We start from the raw sequence: 20,117 nt of genomic DNA, 5'->3' as shown, positions 1-20,117 counted from the left end.
GCCCTGGCGCATCATGTCCATCGGCCTGCGCGCCTGGGCCCGTGGGTTCTGATCAGTGAGGGTTGGTATTAGCTCGACTTTGGCCAATGTGACGGGCGGTCGAGGGGGGGTGAGGTGACGAAGCGGGCGTGACGGATAGGCTGGTGGCGTCCCTGCCAGGAGACACCGCCATGCCCGCTCTCCCCGCCCGCTTCGCCGGGCTCATCCTGGCGTTCGCGCCGCTGTTCGTCCACCGCTCCTGGCGGCACGCCCAGCTTCTGCTGGTTGGCGCCATCCTCACCCCCGGTCGGCGCACCGTGACGGGCGTCCTGCGGATCATGGGCCGGGCGCATGAGCGGCAGTTCGTCAACGTTCACCGCATCCTCAACCGCGCGGCGTGGTGCCCGCGCTCCGGCAGCCGCATCCTGCTCACGCGGCTGGTCGGCGCGTTCGCCCCACACGGTCCCGTGGTGCTTGCCCTCGACGATACGATCGAGCGGCGCTGGGGTCGGCGCATCCGGGCGCGCGGCATCTATCGTGATCCGGTGCGCTCCTCCGACAGCCACTTCGTCAAGGCAAGCGGGCTGCGATGGATGAGCCTGATGCTGCTTGCCCCGATCCCATGGGCAGGGCGGGTCTGGGCGCTGCCGTTCTTCACGGGGCTGGTGCCGTCCGAACGCGCCTGCCAGGAGCAGGGCCGTCGCCACAAGCCGTTGCTCGGTCGGACGCCAACTCGCCTTGCAAGCTCGCCGCTGGCTGCCAGGGCGCGACCTCGTGCTGGTTGGCGATAGCGGCTTCTCGGCCTTGCTGTTCCTCGACGCCATGCGCCGCGCCCGCATCACGGCGATCACCCGCCTGCGGCTCGACGCAGCGCTCTACCAACCCGCCCCGCCGCGCCGACCGGGCACGATCGGACGCCCACGCACCAAGGGAGCGCGGCTGCCGACGCTCGCCGCGACCCTCGCGGCCAAAGACACGCCGTGGCACGCGGTCGTGATGCCGGGCTGGTACGGAGCGGGGACGCGCACCATTGAGATCGTCTCGGGCACCGCGGTGTGGCGACACGGCGGCCTGCCGGTCGTACCGATCCGCTGGGTGCTCATCCGCGATCCCGCAAACCGCGTTCCACCCCAGGCGCTGCTCTGCACCGATCTGACGCGCGAGCCCGCCCAGATCGTCTCGTGGTTTGTGCAGCGCTGGAGCGTCGAGGTGACTTTCCAGGAAGTCCGCCGCCATCTTGGCGTCGCGACGCAGCGGCAGTGGTCCGACATGGCGATCGCCCGCACCACGCCCTGCCTGCTCGCCCTGTTCTCAATCGTCACCCTGCTGGCCACGCGGCTCCCAGCGCGCCAACGACGACGCCTCGCGGTAGCGGCCTGGTACCCCAAACCGCGCCCGACCTTCGCCGATGCCTTGGCCGCGGTGAGGGGCGCGTTCTGGCGCGAGCGGGCTTTGGCAACTTCACCGCGCCGACGGGCTCGAACGAAACCTCGCTTCGATTTACCCGCGCCATGGGCCTACGCCCTCTGCTACGCCGCGTGAATGGCCAAAGTCGAGCTTAGTCGAATGGATTCCCACCCTGATGCCCGAGTTGCCGACTAGCGCTCTCTCTGAGGAAGTTCGCCCATCCCTCGATGGCAACTTCGAAATTGGCGAACTCTGGCAGCTTAGTAGTTTCTGTGATGAAATCATGCACCAAAGCAACAGGTATGTATTCGACTTGCGTCGGGGCCTCCATGAATTCCACGCTGTCATAGATCATGAAATCAGTTCTGTTGAGAATGTTCCAGCGGCTTGAAATAATCACCCCCGGTTTGTTCGCTATCCAGCGATATTTGGCCAATCCTGCCCCCCAGATCGAGACAAAAAAATCAGAGTTGCACGACCAGAACAGGCTTTCATACATGCCTTTCCCGATAGTACTTACAAGTACAACATCTAAATTTCTGGCAAAAACCTGAAGTTTCTCGAAGAAAAGAATTTCTTCGTTCATCATATCAGCCCAGGCGGGATCGCAAACCCCATCTCTAGTGTTGAATCCATCAACAACTACCGTCAGCGGACCTCTCTCTTCAAGTAGAACTTTGACGCTTTCTGCAAAAACATCAAACACGTTTGAGGCAGTGCGATCTTGAAGCCTGATGCCGAGTAGAACAACGGTGCGGCCGCATGCCCTTGCTTCTGCTAGCGTAAGTTTCTCAGCATCGCTTACTGATGCGGTGCTTGCCTTGGCAAGGCGCCCTGCAAGGGAGCGCGTGACATACTTGGACGTATATCGGAGGGGGACGGCACCTGTGTGGTATACATGCCCAGCGAGGGTGTCGAAGTTAAAGGACTTGCGGGTGACGAGCCCAGTTGTCTCAGGTAATATGTCCTCTATTCGCCCGTATGGCTCTCCATCCCAGTTGGTATACACTACCACATTCAGCGGAACCGAAAGCCCCTTTGCAAGGAGACGGTCCATCCCAGCCAATTCGTTCCAAAGATGGTGCCCTACGTGCTTCTCCCGCACAATCATCAAAACGCTCTGGATACAATCTTCGATGCGCCTTATTTCTGAGAAGCGTCCGAATAAGTTAATAGGAATGGCATCCGTTAGCTCATCGCCTATATATTCTTTGTACGTCCTGATTTGGTAGACAACCTCGTCAGCCATCATATTCTTAAAAACAATATTGGAATTGGGGAGTATTAATTCCATAATAACTGTATCATGTACTGAGCAAACAGCTATGAATGAGGACTGCCGGTCCGCCGAATAAAAACAATACGCAGTGTGAAAATCTGAAATGCAAATAGCGTACCGCATGTAGCACATAGTCTTATCGACAGGATGCTCCAACTGCAGTGTTTTGCCTGACACTAAATTTCTAAAAAGAACTTCGCTTTTCATGCTGAAAAGCTCACGTATCACGTCGAGTTCGACGTTGAATACCGACAACTGGCTTCGGGCGTGAACTTTGTCAATGCCAATTGGCTTGGCGTAAACCATTATCCTCCGAAAAGGTGCTCGGGCATGCCTAACGCCACATGACGCTAATAACCTCCTGGCCTCAGGTGTCAGCGGTGAAAACGGTGATAAGGTCGAGGACAGAGTCTCGACATGGTCTGTCTCAAGCGCGCCCCAAGATGCTTCGATGTATGGAGCAATGGCGAATCCTATGTCTTCCTTTGCTTGCCCTGACAAATACCTCAGATCGTCAGCAATCAAAAGACCGCTTACATCGAAGGCGGCGCATCGAAAATGACCGTGCTCTGAGAGTAATTCAAGTATAATAACATTCGTGAGGACTCTAAGTTCTACAATTTGAACAACTTCAGGCTCGGCCAGATATGGATTTCCATCTCCACGAACAAAGAATCGGCCAGCATTGTCAAATTGGATCGCCCTATCTAAGCGGATCTCTGCGTGCATGGTATAGCCCATTAATCCTGGGATGGGGGAGAAACAGAATTCCGCTCAGCGATACCGGCGCTGCGAATCAACCGCTGGGAGCCTGTTTGAGTGATTGTCTCGATCGAAGGGTTTGAGGCTGGTTCTCTCATCTCACGGCCAAGATATCCCTCCCCTAGAATGTCGAGAGAGGTTGGCTGCTGCCCTCATCGCCGCACGAGTTCGTGCCACTCGGGACATCTATCCAAATCCTAGCGCTAGTTCCAGCACTGAGAGTGCGCCAACCGAGCGAGCACGAGCGGCCTGTCGCGCTTCTTCGCCCGGCACCGCATAGCTTACAAGTGGGGGTGCCCATGCGAGCGATTGATGCTGCCCTGCTTTGGTGGGGCGGTGAACACTTTGCTGGGTAGAGAGCGATCAGCGTCTCCTATTCGTTGCGGATCGGTGCCTGCAGATCGCGGGTCAGAACGCAGCGGCTTGGGGCGGCGAGGATCTCGGACAGCCGCCGCTCCAGTGACCGGCTCTCGGCCAGTGCGAACACCGTCTGCAACCAGAACTGCAGGGAAAGAGGTACCGGGTCGTCGCTGACATCGACCGCGTAGGCGACGTCGCGCGCCGGATGCGCCAGGCAGGTCTGATGCTTGGCTGCGTGACCTTGTTGGGCGGTGTAGCGGTCGGAGATCCACACCGTGGGCCGATGGCCGCCCATCATCGCGTGCACGACGACGGCGCCGCGCGTCGGGGTGGTGTGATGGACTACTGCCTCGGCCGAGCGGAAGACGCAGTGATAGGCGCTGCAGCCCTCGATTCGGAGGCCCGTCTCGTCGCAGGCGACACCTCGGCCCGGCGCAGCGCCGGCACAACCGCTTCGCGGCCCTGACGGGAGTAACCCTGGGCGCGGCGGACATGTTCATCAGCCCGCCCTGACTGAGCGTGAGCCCGAACAGGTCCGCAGCGTTGCCTGCAGCCGCTCGTAGGAGAGGGCCTGGAAGGTCTTCAGATAGGTGGCCACCGCGTGCAGCCGGGGGCCGAATGGCGTGCCGCGGGCCTCCTGCGGCACCGGCGCGATCACGCGCGCCGCAAGAGGGGCGGCGCACCGCCAGCCGCTGATACTGAGTGACGACCGGCGTGACCTCCGGCAGCTCAATCTGCTCGGCGACGCTGACGACCTCGGCGGGAAGATCGCCATGCAGAGCGCCGCCACAGCACGAGCAGCGATCTGGACGACGCTCGGCGACCGCATCAAGAACCCCGCTGATCACCCGATTGTAGCCCTCGTGACCCGGCTTGGCACCGCCGGGCTTGGCCTACCCGCGCCGCTCCTTACGATCGGTGGAGGGCGGCTCGGAGGAAGTGCGCGAGGTCTTCTCAGGGCACTGCAGGCGCGGCACCAGCTCGATCAGCTCCTCCCTACTCAGGCGTTCAAGCTCGCTGCGGCCCATCGTGGGACGGAATCAGCGAAGACGGGGCCGGGCAAGAGGCGCGTTAGGTCCCCTACCGGGTGCTCTCGACTGGCTCACACCGTAGTCAGGCGCACCACGTGAGAAATCACATTGCAGAAGCCGGGAGCCGTGTACTGGCAGTTCTGGTGAGAGTAGCGGATGATTGGTGGATGCCGTTGAAAAACTCATCATGAGCTCTCTGCTAGTCCATAGCGGTGCTTAGCCGAGCGTGCCGATCCAACTTGCCGCATTCTCGACTCAGAAACTGTTAACAATGTCTCATCTTTGTATCGACTGCGGCGGGTATTCCTTTGTCTTGCTGTTATGCTGACGCCTTGAGCCTGCGCGTGGCAGGTTGATTCATTCAATCCTAGCTACCTCGAGCGAGGCGCAGCAGGTACTGGCCGTACTTGGTCTTGGCGAAGAGCTGCCCGCGGGCCTCGACCTGCTCGCGGGAGATGAAGCCCTGCAGGTAGGCGATCTCCTCCAGGGAGGCCACCTGCATGCCCTGGCGGTGCTGGATCACCCGCACGAACTCGGAGGCCTCCAGCAGGCTGTCGTGCGTGCCCGTGTCCAGCCACGCGTAGCCGCGCGACATGCACTCCACGTGCAGCTCGCCCCGCTCCAGGTAGGCCTGGTTCACGTCCGTGATCTCGAGCTCACCCCGCGCCGAGGGCCGCACCCCCGCCGCGATGTCCAGCACCTGATTGTCGTAGACGTACAGCCCCGTCACCGCCCAGGTCGACTCGGGCTCCTTGGGCTTCTCCACCAGCTTGGTCGGCCGGCCTTGCGCGTCGAGGTTGACCACCNCCGCCGCGATGTCCAGCACCTGATTGTCGTAGACGTACAGCCCCGTCACCGCCCAGGTCGACTCGGGCTCCTTGGGCTTCTCCACCAGCTTGGTCGGCCGGCCTTGCGCGTCGAGGTTGACCACCCCGTACGCCTCCGGGTGCTCGACGTGGTAGGCGAACACCGTCGCGCCGCGGGTCCGCTCCCGGGCGCGCCCGAGCATCTGCTGGAGCCCTGCGCCGAAGAACAGGTTGTCGCCCAGGATCAGCGTGACCGGATCGGGGCCGACGAAGTCACGGCCGATCAGGAAGGCTTGCGCCAGGCCCTCGGGGCGGGGCTGGAGGGCGTAGGAGAAGCGCACCCCGAACTGCTCGCCGGTGCCGAACAGGCGCTTGTAGTTGTCGAGGTGTTCGGGGGAGGAGATGATCAGGATGTCGCGGATGCCGGCGAGCATGAGCACCGAGACCGGGTAGTAGATCATCGGCTTGTCGTAGACCGGCAGGAGCTGCTTGTTGATCGACAGCGTGGCCGGGTGGAGCCGGGTGCCGGAGCCCCCGGCCAGTACGATCCCCTTCATCATGGTCTCCTCAGGCCCGGCGCGCCGGACCGATCAGGCGGTCGAGGATGTCGTCGAGCGCCGCCGGCCAGGGCCGCGGCGTGACACCGAAATCGCGCGTCAGCGTCTCGGTCGACAGTTCGGAATTGGCCGGGCGCACGGCCGGCGTGGGATAGGCCGAGGTCGGGATCGGCTCCACCGGCACGCCGCGCGCGCCGCGGCTCTCGGCCCCCGCCATGATGGCGCGGGCGAAGCCGCACCACGTCGTCGCGCCCGCGTTCACGCAATGGTAGGTGCCGGTCGGGGCGGCAGGGTCGTCGGAGAGCCGCAGCGCGATTTTCGCCAGAGCTGCCGCGAGATCGGCGGCCGAGGTCGGGCAGCCGCGCTGGTCGTCCACCACCGTCAGCTTCTCGCGCTCGCCCGCCAGCCGCAGCATCGTCCGCACGAAGTTGCCCCGGTGCGGGCTCACCACCCAGGCCGTGCGCACGATGGCGTGGCGCGGGTTGGCGGTGCGCACTGCCATCTCGCCCGCCGCCTTGCTGGCGCCGTAGACGCTGCGCGGCCGCACCGGCGCGTCGGTGGCGTAGGCTCCCGTGCCGGTCCCGTCGAAGACGTAGTCGGTCGAGACCTGCACCAGCGGGATGCCGGCCCGCGCAGTGGCGGCGGCCAGGTAGGCGGGCGCGAGCGCGTTGAGGCGCCACGCCGCGCCGACCTCGCTCTCGGCCTTGTCCACCGCCGTGTAGGCGGCGGCGTTGATGACGGCCGCGTAGGGACGCTCCGCGACGGCCGCATCGATCGCCGCCTCGTCGGTGATGTCGAGCGCCTCGCGGGCCGGCGCGTGCAGCGTCACGTCGGCGGGCCAGGCATGGTCGCGCAGTTCGGTGCCGACCTGTCCGGCGCCCCCGAGGATGAGGATGTGGCGGCTCATGGCGCTCAACCGGTCAGCCCGAGGCGCTCGCCCGCGTAGCGGCCCTCGCGGATCGGCTGCCACCACTCCGCATGGTTGAGATACCAGCGCACCGTGTCCTCCAGCGCCTGCTCGAAGCTGCGCGTCGGCCGCCAGCCGAGCTCGGCCTCGGCCTTGCCCGGGTCGATGGCGTAGCGCCGGTCGTGGCCGGGACGATCGGTGACGAAGGTGATCAGCCGCTCGTGCGGGCCGGCCTCCGGCCGCAGCCGGTCGAAGATCGCGCACAGGGTCCTGACCACGTCGAGGTTGTTGCGCACCGCGCGCCCGCCGAGCAGGTAGGTCTCGCCGACGCGGCCCCGCTCCAGCACGGCCACGAGGCCGCGGGCATGGTCCTCGACGTGGATCCAGTCGCGCTCGTTCTGGCCGTCGCCGTAGACCGGCAGGTTGCGGCCCTCCAGCGCGTTGAGGATCATCAGCGGGATCAGTTTTTCCGGGAAGTGGCGCGGCCCGTAATTGTTCGAGCAGTTCGTCACCAGCACCGGCAGCCCGTAGGTCTCGTGCCAGGCCCGGGCGAGGTGGTCGGAGGCGGCCTTCGAGGCGGAGTAGGGCGAGCGCGGATCGTAGCGGCTCTCCTCGGTGAAGAAGCCGCCCGGCGGCAGCGAGCCGTAGACCTCGTCGGTGGAGACGTGCAGGAAGCGGAACCGCTCCTTCTCCGTGCCGTCGAGACCGGTGTAGTGGGCGCGGGCAGCCTCCAGCATCACCTGAGTGCCGACCACGTTGGTGCGGATGAAGGCCGCCGGTCCGGTGATCGAGCGGTCGACGTGGCTCTCGGCGGCCAAGTGCATCACGGCCTGCGGCCGGAATTCTTCGAACAGCGCGCCCACGCGCTCGGCGTCGCAGATGTCGGCCTCAGCCAAGCGGTGGCGGGCGTCGCCCTTGAGCGGCGCGAGCGAGAGCGGGTTGGCCGCGTAGGTGAGCGCGTCGAGGGTCAGCACGTCGTGGCCGAGATCCTGGACGAGGTGGAGCACCAGGGCCGAGCCGATGAAGCCGCAGCCGCCCGTGACGAGGATGCGCATGAGGGTTCTCCGGGAAGCGTCAGAACAGCGGCGGCAGGTCGGCGAAGCGGGGCGCCCGGATGTCCTTGTCGGACAGGACCGCCTCGTCCGCCGCGACCGGCCAGGCGATGCCGAGATCGGGGTCGTTCCAGAGCACGGCGCCGTCGTGCGCGCGGCTGTAGTAGCCGCCCGCGACCTTGTAGGCGACCATCGTGTCGGGTTCGAGGGTGCAGAAGGCGTGGCCGAAGCCGACCGGGATGAAGAGCTGGTGGCCGGTCTCGGCGTCGATCCGGGCGGCGCCGTGGCGTCCGTAGGTCGGGGAGGCGCGGCGCAGGTCGACGGCGACGTCCAGGATGGCGCCTGAGAGGACGCGCACCAGCTTGGCCTGGGCGTGGGGATGGGTCTGGAAGTGGATGCCGCGCACCGTGCTAGGCTGAGCGGAGAAGGACTGGTTGTCCTGCACGAAGGCGTCGCTGATGCCGTGGTCGGCCAGGATGTCGGCCCGGAAGGTCTCGGAGAACCAGCCGCGGTCATCGCCGAACCGGTTCGGGATCACCAGCTTCACGTCCGGGATCGCCTGATCCACCACCTGCATGCGCACCATCCCTCCGTGTCAACGCCCCGCCTGCGCGAGCGGTGCGGCCGGCCCCCGCCGGCTCCGCGGCTGCTGGCGGACGATCGTGGCATCAGCAAGTCCGCGGCCAAGGAGACGCCCTGATTGGGCGGCTGCCCGGCGCTCTACTTGCGGTCGATTGGGCCGACAAGCCAAGGCGTTCGCAGAAGGTCTGGGATAGGCAGACGATGGATGGACTGTGGCCAGGCTGCAACACTGGTGTAGAGGTGAGCGGGGCAAGTTGGGTGTCAGTGATCTCAGGTTAGACTTGGCCTCAATAAGATGCTCTCTCCGGTCCCAGCCGCTCGAATATCGCCGCTGCCGGTGGATTGCCGACCTGCAAACTCACACCGTGGAACACCCGCCCCAGGATCGACGGCGCCTAATGTTTGTTCCGCTATTGTTAGTTCGTGGAGCGCACGCTGGCGTGGCTGGCCTGGTACTAGTGCCTGGCGATCCGCTACGAGCCCCACACTGACCTCCAACCGGCCTATATGCCGCTCGCCTGTGCCCTCATCTGCCGAGCCCAAGCAAATCGGTTTTGCCCCTAACTCTCAACTCTGGTGCGCACTCGCTCTCGTCCAGAGCTGGGTTCGGATTATCGCTGCTGATTGTTCGGGGCATCTTCCGATAGCGTCTCAGGATCCTTGTCGGCCCGCGAGAATTCTGATTGCCGCCTCAACACTCTCTCGAATGCCTCCCATTCCTTCCGCGTTGGTGCTCGACGTCCCGCTACCTTGTCCCGCATGCGCATGAGATGGTCCTCGTGCGCCTCAGCCAATCGCTTCGCACGGGCGATTTCCCTTAGATCCTGGCGCGTCTTGCGCTGGTCACACGCCCAGCAGATTGCTGCGAGCCTGTCTGGATCGTTCGCATCATCATCCGCGCTCCGCAACGCCAGTGGGGGGCGGTGATCGAAGACGAAGAACCCGATGATCAGCCTGCTGCCGCAATCGGCACAGCGGCCATCCTGGCGCAGCATGATGTCCGCACGCAGCCTCCCGGGAAGAGTACGGCGTTCGCAACGGCTGAAAGGCGGCTTGCGTCGCATCGTTCACCTCCTAGGCCGTAGCTGCGTCAGAGATGGAAGAGCCGGCATCTGGCCCAGCAGGTGCTTGCACACTGAAGGCGACCAGCACCTCAGGATCGGCGGCAACCTCTTCGGCCTTCACCAGAAACGCAGCGTCTAGAGCGTCGCGCTCCTCACCGCTCAATGCCCTCCGCACAGGCATCGCCTCGCGAGCCCAGCGGAGCAGAGCATCTGCGTCCTGGACAGCTGAAAGCGCCGCCACTGCAGTGTCATGGGTAACCGTTTCTAGTGATGTGCGTGATCGCTCAAGCCGAAGCCGTTGTTTTGGCTCTTGTTCAGTGTAGTCATGGGGGGTGGTCAGACTTTCAGCCGTTCCTGCAGCATCCCAGCCGGCGCTCATCTGGTCGCCACTCAGCCCTGGCACGCAGTTAGGGCCTGCGACATCGATCTGCCCTTGGTTGCGGATGCCATGCCGAGCAGGCCGGGCCGGCGGTGCATCCAGATCGTCCTCCCCGGCCAGTCCGACCAGCGTGAACAGCCCGTAGCGCCGCGCGTAGGTCAAAGCCGCTCCCATGAGCTTCGGATCGTCCAGGGCTGAGAGGCGGCAGATCGGCCACACCGCTGAGATCCACTCGCCTGATTCGTGGGCCAGCGTGGTCGTCAACGTGACGAGACCCTGCTGATCATCCACATAGGTCGTCTGAACTGCTGCAAGCGCATGTTGGCTGAGCGTTTTCCGCACGATATCGAGACCAGCCGAAAGCGGCGCATACCGGTACGACTTGCCCCCTCCCCTTCCAGATTCGTCCAATGTGGCCGGCAAGCTCTTAACTGGATTGGTGAGCTCAGCCTGCGCCTTGGCCAGAGCTCCCGCGAGTTGGCCGATGGAGCTACTGGACAGGCGCATGCTGGCCTCCCTGCTCCATCAGCTCGAAGCTGATCGATCCCGCCTTCGAGCGCTTGGCTCGCAATCCGTGGCCGACGGCCTCTTTCGCGTCCTCTGGTACCATCGCCTTCAGCTCTGCCCGGGCGCTCTCGTGTTCCGCGTGTGCACCGCGTGTCCGTGCGAACACCGCCGCGTACTCCGCCCAGGCATTCGACGTAGTCATGTCGACGACGCGCACGACCGGCAGCTTCGCTTTCGGAGCCTGGGCCCCAAAAACCTCCGGCACTTCGCCGGTGCACACGCAACGCCAGAAGATGCGCTCCACCTGCAGCAACACGGTCTGGTAGACAGGATCCGCCTCGACCTCGATCAGCACCCACTTGCCGCCGCCGGTCACGATAGAGAGGTACGCGCGGCGAGTTTGGGTGACGAGCATGTTGTGCTGGAGCTGGGCCATGTGCTTGTCTGCGGCCGCCTCCTCGCTGAAGGCCCATGGCAGCATGAACTTGGCTTCGAAAACGGCACTCTCGTTTCGTATCAGACCGTCGAGGGTAGCGCCCATCCAGGCGTGGGAGGGATGACGCGCGAATTGCTGCACGGAAATCACAGCTCGCCCAGTCCGCCGCTCGAACCACTGGCGATTCAAACTCTCAGTTGCGTTGCCGAGTTGAACAATGAGGTTATCGCTCAGATCGATTGGATCACTTTCGCTTCTCTTTTCCTTCCATAACTGCAACAAAGCCCCTTGGTCATTACCCATTATGACACGTGCATCCGAGCCGCCAATGAACGTAGATCTGTCCTGCATTATTGCCTTTGCTGAAACTCGATCAGCCATCGCTCACTCCTGAGGCGCATACAGATGCCGACTACAATCGGAAGCAGCCAACATTTTATGTTGATACGCCTGCCTAGCTCTCCTGTCAACATTTTTTGTTGAAAAACATGTCCCCCGCAGTTGCCCGCGCAGCCCGCGCGCTGATTAGAATGACTCAATCGGAATTGGCTCAAGCTTCTGGGCTAGGATTGTCAACAATAGTTGATTACGAGAAAGAAAGACGTGCGGTTTCTCTCGAAGTGATCTCAGCAATCAAGCTTGCGCTGGAGAATGCAGGAGTTGAATTTCTACCAGAAAACGGCGGAGGTGAAGGTGTTAGAAGACGAAAATGAGCATGACAGTCTTCTAATGTTCATGTGGAGGTATGAATGGATTGAAATCAGTAGATTGAGGCGAATATGATCTTGTCTCTTGATTTTCGGCAAGTCCAATGATGCGCTGCTCATGGAGTTTATACGTGTCTGGGTCTGATGTGCTTGCCAGATCTGTCCGCCAGCTATACCCAGAGCTGGAAGCCGAAGCCTTCGCGCGGTGCATCCACGAAGCCGAGAACTGCCGCATGAGTGTCGCGACCTGGGTGGGCTCGCGATTGTGGCCAAAGGCAGCTCTATCCGGAGGGCATGCGGAAGGCAGAGACCTTCCCGCGCCGCGCCGGCATCGTCATTGAGCCTATATTACCGTCGAGTAGTGCGAGGTAGCGCGCCGGGAGTTCTGGATTGCGCAAGGGCCGCCACAAGGCCGGACTTACCAACGGCAATTGCTTCGCCTACGTGCTCGCCAAGGCGGTCGGCGAGCCGCTGCTGTTCAAGATCAGCGACTTCGCCCGCACAGTGATACCGCCGGCAAACCGGAGTGGGACGCGGCGGCACTTCGTCGGTAATTCGCCGCATCGCCTTTTCCGCCTGGATCCCTTCGGCGCTGCCGTCTCCTGCTCGACGAAGCATTGCAGGTGCTCGGGCTAGGGAACCCCGAGCACCTCTGCACTTCGCCGGTGTCATGGTCAGTTTGGGTCCGTTCGCGGCGTATGGCGATGTAGCTCGTTTCCGTGATTCTCTACGCCTTGCGGTTCCTCGGTAGGAACGGCTTCCGCGCGAAAGGGAGGGCCCTTGAGAGCAGGGCATCCTGCGGTGCGTAGATGTCGGGTAGCCCGGCGCTTTGGCACACGGGAGGGCGATGCAACGCGGGGATCGGGCCCCGCCGCCTTGACGCGATTCTGAGACGGCCCTGCGCCGGTCACAAATGTCGTTCATGTCCGATGCCCGGAACTCACACCGCAGATCCACCCATTCTTTTATCGCGCAGTCGCCGGAGAGCGCCGGATGAACCACAGCAAGCCGTCTCCTCTGGACGTACAGCTACAGGTGCTCAGCGCCCTGATGCTGCGCGACATGCGTACGCGCTTCGGCCGCACGATCTGGGGTAACCTCGTCGTAGTGCTCTGGCCGACTGCTCACGTCATGATCATCGTCGCAACGATGGCGATACGGCACATGCCGGCACCGCTGGGCGATAGTCTGGTGCAGTTTATCTTTACTGGCATGGCGCCGATGGTTGTCTTCATCTATCTAAGCCGTAAGATGATGGAGGGTATCGTAACGAATCGGCCGCTGCTCTCATTCCCAGATGTCAAGTTTCTAGACATTTGCTTGTCCCGCGCTGCCGTCGAAGTTCTGAACCTTGCTGCAAGTGTCGCGCTTACGATGCTGATTCTTTTTGCAGTTGGAGTTGATCCGATTCCTGAACACCCAGCGACAGCCGTCGCGGCTCTGTGCGGTACCTTCTTGTTCGCTTTAGGAATGGGTTTCATTAACGCAAACATTGTGATATTATTTCCACCCTACGCCGTTGGATTTTCGCTGATTATCATCCTTATGTATGCTCTAAGCGGTGTCTTCTTTGTTCCAGATGGGATGCCGCAGGAGCTGTATGACGCCTTCCTGTGGAACCCGATGACCAACGCGATCATGTGGTTCCGTTCCGCCTATTATCCAGGTCACGGCGAGAACGCATCCCCGCTGTACTTGATGATGTCAGGTGGTGTTCTACTTCTTATTGGGCTAATCTGGGAAAAAACATTAACGAAAAAATCGCTTTGACGCCACCAGAGCAGCTATGCCTAGTCAGGGAAGAGCTATGCTTGTCCTGGATCCGCCGTTTCAATGAGCCCCGCTCTGAGGGGCTCACCGATCGCTGGACTATGGGCAGCAGCTCTGCCTCTAGCCCAATCAGCAGGCCGCCTTGGCCCACTTCGAACTTGGCGCTGGCCGTCACAAGGCTGGGCTCATCTAAATCGGTTGCTTCGCGCCATCGCTAGCTAAGGAGGTCGGCAAGCCTCTGTGAGTTTGCCAGAGGCCATTTCGTTTGGGTCCTACGCGGCCCTTAACCTGCCCCCATGGTGTTGCGTCGGAACCGAAGATGCCCGAGCAAGGCCAGATGGTCGATAAAGCGCCGCGCACCATTCAGGCACACGTCGGCCCAGCGCCCGTCACCAAGCCGCCGTATGCCGGACATAGCCCCGGACTCAGGGAAGCCCGCCTGCCTGCCTTCCGCCCACAACCCTCACCCTCGTCTGTGCCGATCTCATCCGTGGTCACGCCCCGGCAGCATCCAGAAGCCGCCAGGGCAAACCCCAGAACCGCACCGTGCGTGAGGAGCTGTCCCTCTCCACGCCGCCAACCCGCCCCACAGCCATCCTGGAAGAGCGGCTGGCGACCGGTGCCCACGCGGCGTGATGCAACCGTCACTCAGACTCAACCCAGCGAGCTACCCCGGGCCGCGGCGCCATCGGAGGCGGGCTGAGCGTCAGAAATTTGTTCCTGATTTGTTCTGGTGCTTTGAGCGAAATGCCCCGAAATTGGGCGCCCACGAACCCGAGCCAAGTGGCCGTTCACGCGCTCATTTTCCGGCCAGCGTTCCCCTTTTTATATCGCTCAAAGTGCCAACCTCCCCGAACCAGAGCCGCCCGCCATTGCAAGACGGCCAACGCCCCATACGATGCGCCCCAGGAGGGTACGCGCATGGCCTCGACCGATTCCCCGATCCTCGTCGCGGGCGCGGGCCCGACCGGGCTCGTCCTCGCCCTGCGGCTCGCCCGCCACGGCGTTCCGGTCCGGATCATCGACCGGCGCGAGGGACCGGGCGAAGCCTCCCGCGCCCTCGTGGTCCACGCCCGCACGCTCGAATTCTACCAGCAGCTCGGCCTCGCCGACGCGGTGGTGGCGCGCGGCATCCGCATGGGCGCGGTCCACCTGCGGGAGGGCGGCGCGGAGGCGGCCGCGGTGAGCTTCGCCGATCTCGGCGAGGGCATCAGCCCCTTCCCGTTCATGCTCTGCTTTGCCCAGGACGACCACGAGCGCTTCCTCGTCGCGGCGCTCGCGGAGGCCGGCGTGCGGGTGGAGTGGAACACGGAGCTCGCCGGCTTCACGCAGGACGACGAAGGCGTCGCCGCCGTGCTCGACCGCGGGGGCGTGCGGGAGACCTGCGAGACGCCCTATCTCTGCGGCTGTGACGGCGCCCGCAGCCGGGTGCGCCAGGGGCTCGGGCTCGACTTCCCGGGCGGCACCTACGCGCAGATCTTTTACGTCGCGGACGTGCGCCTCGCGGAGCAACCCGGCGACGACGTCTTCGTCAATCTCGGGGCGGACGCCCTCGGGCTGGTGATGCCGGTGCGCTCCAGCGGCATGCACCGGCTGATCGGCATCGTGCCCCCTCCCCTGGTCGGGCGGGAGAACCTCGCCTTCGCGGACGTGCAGCCCTCGGCCGAGGCGCTGCTGGGCCTGCGCGTGGCGCAGGTGAACTGGTTCTCGACCTACCACGTGCACCACCGGGTGGCGGCCCGCTTCCGGGCGGGCCGCTGCTTCATCGCGGGCGATGCCGGGCACATCCACAGCCCGGCGGGCGGCCAGGGCATGAACACCGGCATCGGCGACGCCGTGAACCTCGCCTGGAAGCTCGCCGTGGTGCGCCAGGGCCTCGCGACGCCGGCCCTCCTCGACAGCTACGAGCCGGAGCGGATCGCCTTCGCCCGCCAGCTCGTCGCCTCCACCGACCGGGCCTTTCAGGCGGTGGTGGGCAAGGGCCTGCGCCATCAGGTGCTGCGCACGTGGCTCCTGCCCCACCTCATGCCGCTCCTCTGGGGCTTCCGGGTCACCCGCCGGATGATGTTCGAGATCGTCTCTCAGGTGCGCATCGCCTACCCGGACAGCCCCTTGAGCGAGGGCCGCGCCGGCGAGGTGCGCGGGGGCGACCGCCTGCCCTGGGCGCCCGCGCCGGAGGGCGACAATTTCGCGCCGCTCCAGGCCCTCGCCTGGCAGCTCCACGTCTACGGCCGCGCCCGCCACGGGCTCACCGCCGAGGCGGCGGATCTCGGGCTGCCGCTCCACGTCCTGCCGCACGGCCCGGCGGCCGAGGCGGCCGGGCTGTCGCGCGACGCCGCCTACTTGGTGCGGCCGGACGGCCACGTGGCGCTCGCCCTCCCCGACCAGGAGGCCGGGCTGCTCGGCTCCTACGCGGACCGGCACGGCCTGCGCTTCGCCGCCGCCGCTTGACCTGCGCCCGCCGCTGCGTCATTCCCGGCGGCGGGACACCTCTCCCCACCGAGAGGCGCCCATCTGGAAGGATGGAGACAGCATGACGACCCGGCCCGACGCGCGTCCCCGCGCGCCCTTCTTCTCGTCCGGACCCTGCGCCAAGCGCCCCGGCTGGACCCCCGCCGCCCTCTCGGACGCGCCCCTCGGCCGCTCCCACCGCGCCAAGCTCGGCAAGGCCAAGCTGAAGCAGGCGATCGATCTCACGCGCGCCGTGCTGCAGGTGCCGGACGAGTACCGCATCGGCATCGTGCCGGCCTCCGACACCGGGGCGGTGGAGATGGCGATGTGGTCGATGCTCGGGCCCCGCCCGGTCGCGATGCTGGCCTGGGAATCCTTCGGCGAAGGCTGGGTCACCGACGCGGTCAAGCAGCTCAAGCTCGACGCGCAGGTGATCACCGCGCCCTACGGGCAGCTGCCGGACCTCGCGCGGGTCGACACGAAGACCCGCGACGTGGTCTTCACTTGGAACGGCACCACCTCGGGCGTGCGCGTGCCGGATGCCGACTGGATCGCCGCCGACCGCGAGGGCGTGGTGATCTGCGACGCCACCTCGGCGGCCTTCGCGCAGGATCTCGACTGGGCCAAGCTCGATGCCGTGACCTTCTCCTGGCAGAAGGTGCTGGGCGGCGAGGCCGCGCACGGCATGCTGATCCTCTCCCCCCGCGCGGTGGCGCGGCTGGAGAGCCACACGCCCGCCTGGCCGATGCCGAAGATCTTCCGCATGACCAAGGGGGGGAAGCTGATCGAGGGCATCTTCCAGGGCGAGACCATCAACACGCCCTCGATGCTGGCGGTCGAGGACTACATCGACGCGCTCCTCTGGGCGCAAGCCATCGGCGGCCTGCCGGCCCTGCGCGCCCGGGCGGATGCGAACGCGGCGGTGATCGCCGCCTGGGTGGCGCGCACGCCCTGGATCGCCAACCTCGCGGCGGAGCCGGCCACCGCCTCGAACACCAGCGTCTGCCTCGTGATCGCCGATCCCGAGGTGACGGGCCGGGGGCCGGAGGCCGTGGCGGCGCTGGCCAAGGGCATCGCGGCGGGCCTGGAGCGCGAGGGCGTGGCCTTCGACATCGGCGCCTACCGGGACGCGCCCGCGGGGCTGCGCATCTGGTGCGGCGCCACCGTCGAGCGGGCGGACCTCGAAGCACTCACGCCGTGGCTCGACTGGGCCTTCGCGCAGGAAAAGTCCCGCCTGCTGCAGCAGGCCGCCTGATTCCTGCCGGATCGCCTCGGGCGGACCGCCGGAGGTCGGGCGCGGGAACCCCTCTCCCGTGCGGGAGAGGGGCAGGGGATCGAAGATCCCGCGTGAGGGTCCCGGGAGGGAGCCGCAGTGAGACACTGAACGTGGTGAGGGGAGCGGCTCAGGATCAGCCGTCCACCTCAATGCTGGTTGCGGGTAGCGTCGCGCCCTCTTGCTGCACCCTCCCGGGACCCTCACCCCTACCCCTCTCCCGCGCCCGACCTCCGGCGGTCCGCCCGAGGCGATCCGGCAGGAATCAGGCGGCCTGCTGCAGCAGGCCGCCTGATTCCTGCCGGATCGCCTCGGGCGGACCGCCGGAGGTCGGGCGCGGGATCCCCTCTCCCGCGCGGGCAGGGCAATCGCATATGGAAATGGCGTTCTCTCGCTCCGCCATGCCAAGAGGAATTTCCACTCTTTTCAGCTGGGTGTTCCCTCGAAAAGTCTGCGACCAGCTCACGCCCGAGAGAACAAAATTCCCATATGCGATTGCCCTGCCCGCGCGGGAGAGGGGATCCCGCGCCCGACCTCCGGACGTCGTTGAGCCCGTGGCGGATCCGGCCCCCTCGATTCCGGAGCCCTAACCCATGACCACCCAGAAGCGCGTCCTCATCTCCGATTCCCTCTCGCCGGCCGCCGTCGCGATCTTCCGCGAGCGCGGCCTCGTCGCCGACCTGCGTCCGGACCTCGGCAAGGACAAGGAGGCGCTCGCCGCCGCCATCGGCGACTACGACGGCCTCGCCATCCGCTCGACCACCAAGGTCACGGCCGCCCTCCTCGACAAGGCGCCCCGCCTGGCCGTGATCGGGCGGGCCGGCATCGGCGTCGACAACGTCGACGTGCCGGCCGCCACCGCCCGCGGCGTGATCGTGATGAACACGCCCCACGGCAACGCCGTCACCACCGCCGAGCACGCCATCGCGATGATGCTGGCGCTCGCCCGCGAGATCCCGCAGGCGGATGCCTCGACGCAGGCGGGCAAGTGGGAAAAAAACCGCTTCCTCGGCATCGAACTCACCGCCAAGACCCTGGGCGTGATCGGCTGCGGCAACATCGGGGCGATCGTCGCCGACCGCGGCATCGGCCTGCGCTTGCGGGTCATCGCCTACGATCCCTTCCTGACCCCGGAGCGGGCGGTGGAGATCGGGGTCGAGAAGGTGGACCTCGACGAATTGCTGCGGCGGGCCGACGTCATCACGCTCCACGTGCCGCTCACCGACAAGACCCGCAACATCCTCTCGGCCGAGGCGCTGGCGCGCACCAAGCCGGGGGTGCGCATCGTCAACTGCGCCCGCGGCGGCCTCGTGGACGAGGCGGCCCTGCGCGCCGCCCTCGATGCGGGCCACGTGGCGGGGGCGGCCTTCGACGTCTTCTCGGTGGAGCCGGCCACCGAGAACGTGCTGTTCGGCCACCCGAACGTGATCTGCACGCCGCATCTCGGCGCTTCGACCCGCGAGGCGCAGGAGAACGTCGCCCTGCAGGTGGCCGAGCAGATGGCCGACAACCTCCTGCACGGGGCGATCCGCAACGCGGTCAACTTCCCGTCGATCTCGGCCGAGGAGGCGCCGCGGCTGCGCCCCTACGTGGCGCTGGCCGAGCGGCTCGGCGCCTTCCTCGGCCAGCTCACCGAGGCGCCGATCCGGGGCATCCGCATCGCCTTCGAGGGCGAGGTCGCCAGCATGAACATCCGGGCGCTCACCGCGGCGGCGGTGGCGGGGGCGCTGCGGCCGTTCCTCGAAGGGGTCAACATGGTCTCGGCCACCGAGGTCGCCCGCCAGCGCGGCCTCGTGGTCGAGACCACCACCCGCACCGGCGCGGCGCGCAATTACGGCTCGGTGCTGCACGTCACGGTCGAGGCCGAGGACATGCCGCGCGACGCGGCCGGCACCGTCTTCCAGGACGGCACGCCGCGCATCGTCGAGATCCGCTCGATCGCCCTCGAAGCCGCCTTCGCGCCGCAGATGCTCTACGTGCGCAACGCCGACCGGCCGGGCTTCATCGGGCAGTTCGGCACCCTGATGGGCGAGGCCGGCGTCAACGTCGCGACCTTCCATCTCGGCCGCGACCGGCCCGGGGGCGACGCGATCTGCTTCGCCGCCGTGGACGAGCCGGTCTCGCCGGAGCTGCTGCACCGGATCGAGGCGATCCCGCACGTGAAGCGCGCCCGGGTGGTGCGCTTCTGATCCTGGCCGGCGATCCTCGCCGCCGATCCTTGCCATACGTTAACCAGTGTGGCGCAAAGGCAGCCCTCGCCCGGGAAACATCCATCCCGGGCGGAGGGCCGCCCTCCCGGAGATGGCGCGGGGTTGTGTTGGGCTGGCGCCCCCGCCATAACCCTTCGCTCTCTTGGGAGCTTGATGGGATGACCGCAGCCCGGTCCGATGCCGCGTCCGCCGCTCCATCGTCCGGCCCGGCCGCGATGGGCGACCTGCCGTTCGAGAAGGCGCTCGAGGAGCTCGAAGGCATCGTCCAGCGCCTCGAGCAGGGCAACGTCCCGCTCGACGAATCGGTGGCGATCTACGAGCGCGGCGAGAGCCTCAAGCGTCACTGCGAGCAGCTGCTGCAGCGCGCCGAGGCGCGCATCCAGCGCATCACCCTCGGATCGGACGGCAGCGCCGCCGGCACGGCCCCGCTCGACGTCGCGTGAGCGATCCTTCAAGCCTTGCGCCGACCCCGCGTCGGCGCGCTCCCCTTCTCCGAACATGAGGATCGTTCGGTGTCACCGCTCAGCCTCCCCCTCCTTGATCGGGTTCACGACGCGCGGGACCTTCGGGCTCTGCCGGAGAGCGACCTGCGCCAGCT

At 65.4% G+C, this 20,117-nt stretch carries 17 protein-coding genes and 1 pseudogene; 9 read left to right on the top strand and 9 right to left on the bottom strand.

Translation table 11 applies throughout. The features are described from left to right. Positions 1–170: 170 nt before the first annotated feature. Both ACKUB9_RS32730 and ACKUB9_RS32725 read left to right on the top strand, forming a co-directional pair. Positions 171–770, top strand: a complete 600-nt coding sequence (locus ACKUB9_RS32730) for a transposase (protein ID WP_407530630.1) — start codon at positions 171–173, stop codon at positions 768–770. Next, a complete protein-coding gene (locus ACKUB9_RS32725; RefSeq protein ID WP_432760186.1) occupies positions 718–1,521 on the top strand; it encodes an IS701 family transposase in 804 nt (267 codons plus the stop codon). The genes ACKUB9_RS32730 and ACKUB9_RS32725 overlap by 53 nt, the downstream gene beginning before the upstream one ends. Before the next feature lie 16 nt (positions 1,522–1,537). Here ACKUB9_RS32725 and ACKUB9_RS32720 read toward each other — a convergent pair whose 3' ends face one another. From ACKUB9_RS32720 to ACKUB9_RS32680, 9 genes and pseudogenes are all read right to left on the bottom strand, one after another. Then, a complete protein-coding gene (locus ACKUB9_RS32720) occupies positions 1,538–3,394 on the bottom strand; it encodes a hypothetical protein (protein ID WP_407530626.1) in 1,857 nt (618 codons plus the stop codon). Positions 3,395–3,812: 418 nt separating this feature from the next. Then, positions 3,813–4,815, bottom strand: a pseudogene (locus ACKUB9_RS32715) (IS66 family transposase); the annotation flags it as partial. A gap of 370 nt (positions 4,816–5,185) precedes the next feature. Then, positions 5,186–6,181: a sugar nucleotidyltransferase gene (locus ACKUB9_RS32710; protein WP_410826023.1), complete on the bottom strand. Its 996-nt coding sequence runs from the start codon at positions 6,179–6,181 to the stop codon at positions 5,186–5,188. 10 nt (positions 6,182–6,191) lie between these two features. Further along, positions 6,192–7,088 carry a dTDP-4-dehydrorhamnose reductase gene (rfbD, locus tag ACKUB9_RS32705; protein WP_407530624.1) on the bottom strand — a complete coding sequence of 299 codons (897 nt, stop codon included), beginning with the start codon at positions 7,086–7,088 and terminating at the stop codon, positions 6,192–6,194. 5 nt (positions 7,089–7,093) lie between these two features. Beyond that, complete coding sequence (gene rfbB / locus ACKUB9_RS32700) at positions 7,094–8,143, bottom strand: dTDP-glucose 4,6-dehydratase (RefSeq protein ID WP_407530622.1); 1,050 nt, start codon at positions 8,141–8,143, stop codon at positions 7,094–7,096. A 19-nt stretch (positions 8,144–8,162) separates the two neighbouring features. Continuing rightward, a complete protein-coding gene (rfbC, locus tag ACKUB9_RS32695; protein ID WP_410826021.1) occupies positions 8,163–8,717 on the bottom strand; it encodes a dTDP-4-dehydrorhamnose 3,5-epimerase in 555 nt (184 codons plus the stop codon). A 616-nt stretch (positions 8,718–9,333) separates the two neighbouring features. Next, positions 9,334–9,786 carry an HNH endonuclease gene (locus ACKUB9_RS32690; RefSeq protein WP_407530618.1) on the bottom strand — a complete coding sequence of 151 codons (453 nt, stop codon included), beginning with the start codon at positions 9,784–9,786 and terminating at the stop codon, positions 9,334–9,336. Positions 9,787–9,796: 10 nt separating this feature from the next. Further along, positions 9,797–10,672 carry an ERF family protein gene (locus tag ACKUB9_RS32685; protein WP_407530617.1) on the bottom strand — a complete coding sequence of 292 codons (876 nt, stop codon included), beginning with the start codon at positions 10,670–10,672 and terminating at the stop codon, positions 9,797–9,799. Further along, a complete protein-coding gene (locus tag ACKUB9_RS32680) occupies positions 10,656–11,489 on the bottom strand; it encodes a YqaJ viral recombinase family protein (RefSeq protein WP_407530616.1) in 834 nt (277 codons plus the stop codon). The genes ACKUB9_RS32685 and ACKUB9_RS32680 overlap by 17 nt, the downstream gene beginning before the upstream one ends. A 107-nt stretch (positions 11,490–11,596) precedes the next feature. On the opposite strand from ACKUB9_RS32680, the gene ACKUB9_RS32675 reads away from it, so the two are divergent. The 7 genes from ACKUB9_RS32675 (at position 11,597) to ACKUB9_RS32645 (ending at position 19,962) form a co-directional block, all read left to right on the top strand. Next, entirely contained in the window at positions 11,597–11,821 is a 225-nt protein-coding gene (locus ACKUB9_RS32675) for a helix-turn-helix transcriptional regulator (protein ID WP_407530614.1), read from the top strand. Positions 11,822–12,205: 384 nt separating this feature from the next. Continuing rightward, positions 12,206–12,451, top strand: coding sequence for a hypothetical protein (locus ACKUB9_RS32670; RefSeq protein ID WP_407530612.1), 246 nt, complete (start codon positions 12,206–12,208; stop codon positions 12,449–12,451). 357 nt (positions 12,452–12,808) lie between these two features. Then, positions 12,809–13,585: an ABC transporter permease gene (locus ACKUB9_RS32665; protein WP_407530611.1), complete on the top strand. Its 777-nt coding sequence runs from the start codon at positions 12,809–12,811 to the stop codon at positions 13,583–13,585. A 921-nt stretch (positions 13,586–14,506) separates the two neighbouring features. Next, positions 14,507–16,036: an FAD-dependent monooxygenase gene (locus ACKUB9_RS32660; protein WP_407530609.1), complete on the top strand. Its 1,530-nt coding sequence runs from the start codon at positions 14,507–14,509 to the stop codon at positions 16,034–16,036. An 82-nt stretch (positions 16,037–16,118) separates the two neighbouring features. Further along, positions 16,119–17,291 (top strand): phosphoserine transaminase, encoded by a 1,173-nt coding sequence (locus tag ACKUB9_RS32655; RefSeq protein WP_407530607.1) that lies wholly within the window; start codon positions 16,119–16,121, stop codon positions 17,289–17,291. 611 nt (positions 17,292–17,902) lie between these two features. Next, positions 17,903–19,498: a phosphoglycerate dehydrogenase gene (gene serA / locus ACKUB9_RS32650; RefSeq protein ID WP_407530605.1), complete on the top strand. Its 1,596-nt coding sequence runs from the start codon at positions 17,903–17,905 to the stop codon at positions 19,496–19,498. 179 nt (positions 19,499–19,677) lie between these two features. Then, positions 19,678–19,962, top strand: a complete 285-nt coding sequence (locus ACKUB9_RS32645) for an exodeoxyribonuclease VII small subunit (protein WP_407530603.1) — start codon at positions 19,678–19,680, stop codon at positions 19,960–19,962. The last annotated feature ends 155 nt before the right edge of the window (positions 19,963–20,117 follow it).

This window comes from Methylobacterium oryzisoli (assembly GCF_046557895.1).
In the GTDB taxonomy this organism is placed as follows: Bacteria; Pseudomonadota; Alphaproteobacteria; order Rhizobiales; family Beijerinckiaceae; genus Methylobacterium; species Methylobacterium oryzisoli.
The sequence above is the reverse complement of the archived record's forward strand: the minus strand, read 5'-3'. Positions and strand labels throughout refer to the sequence as shown.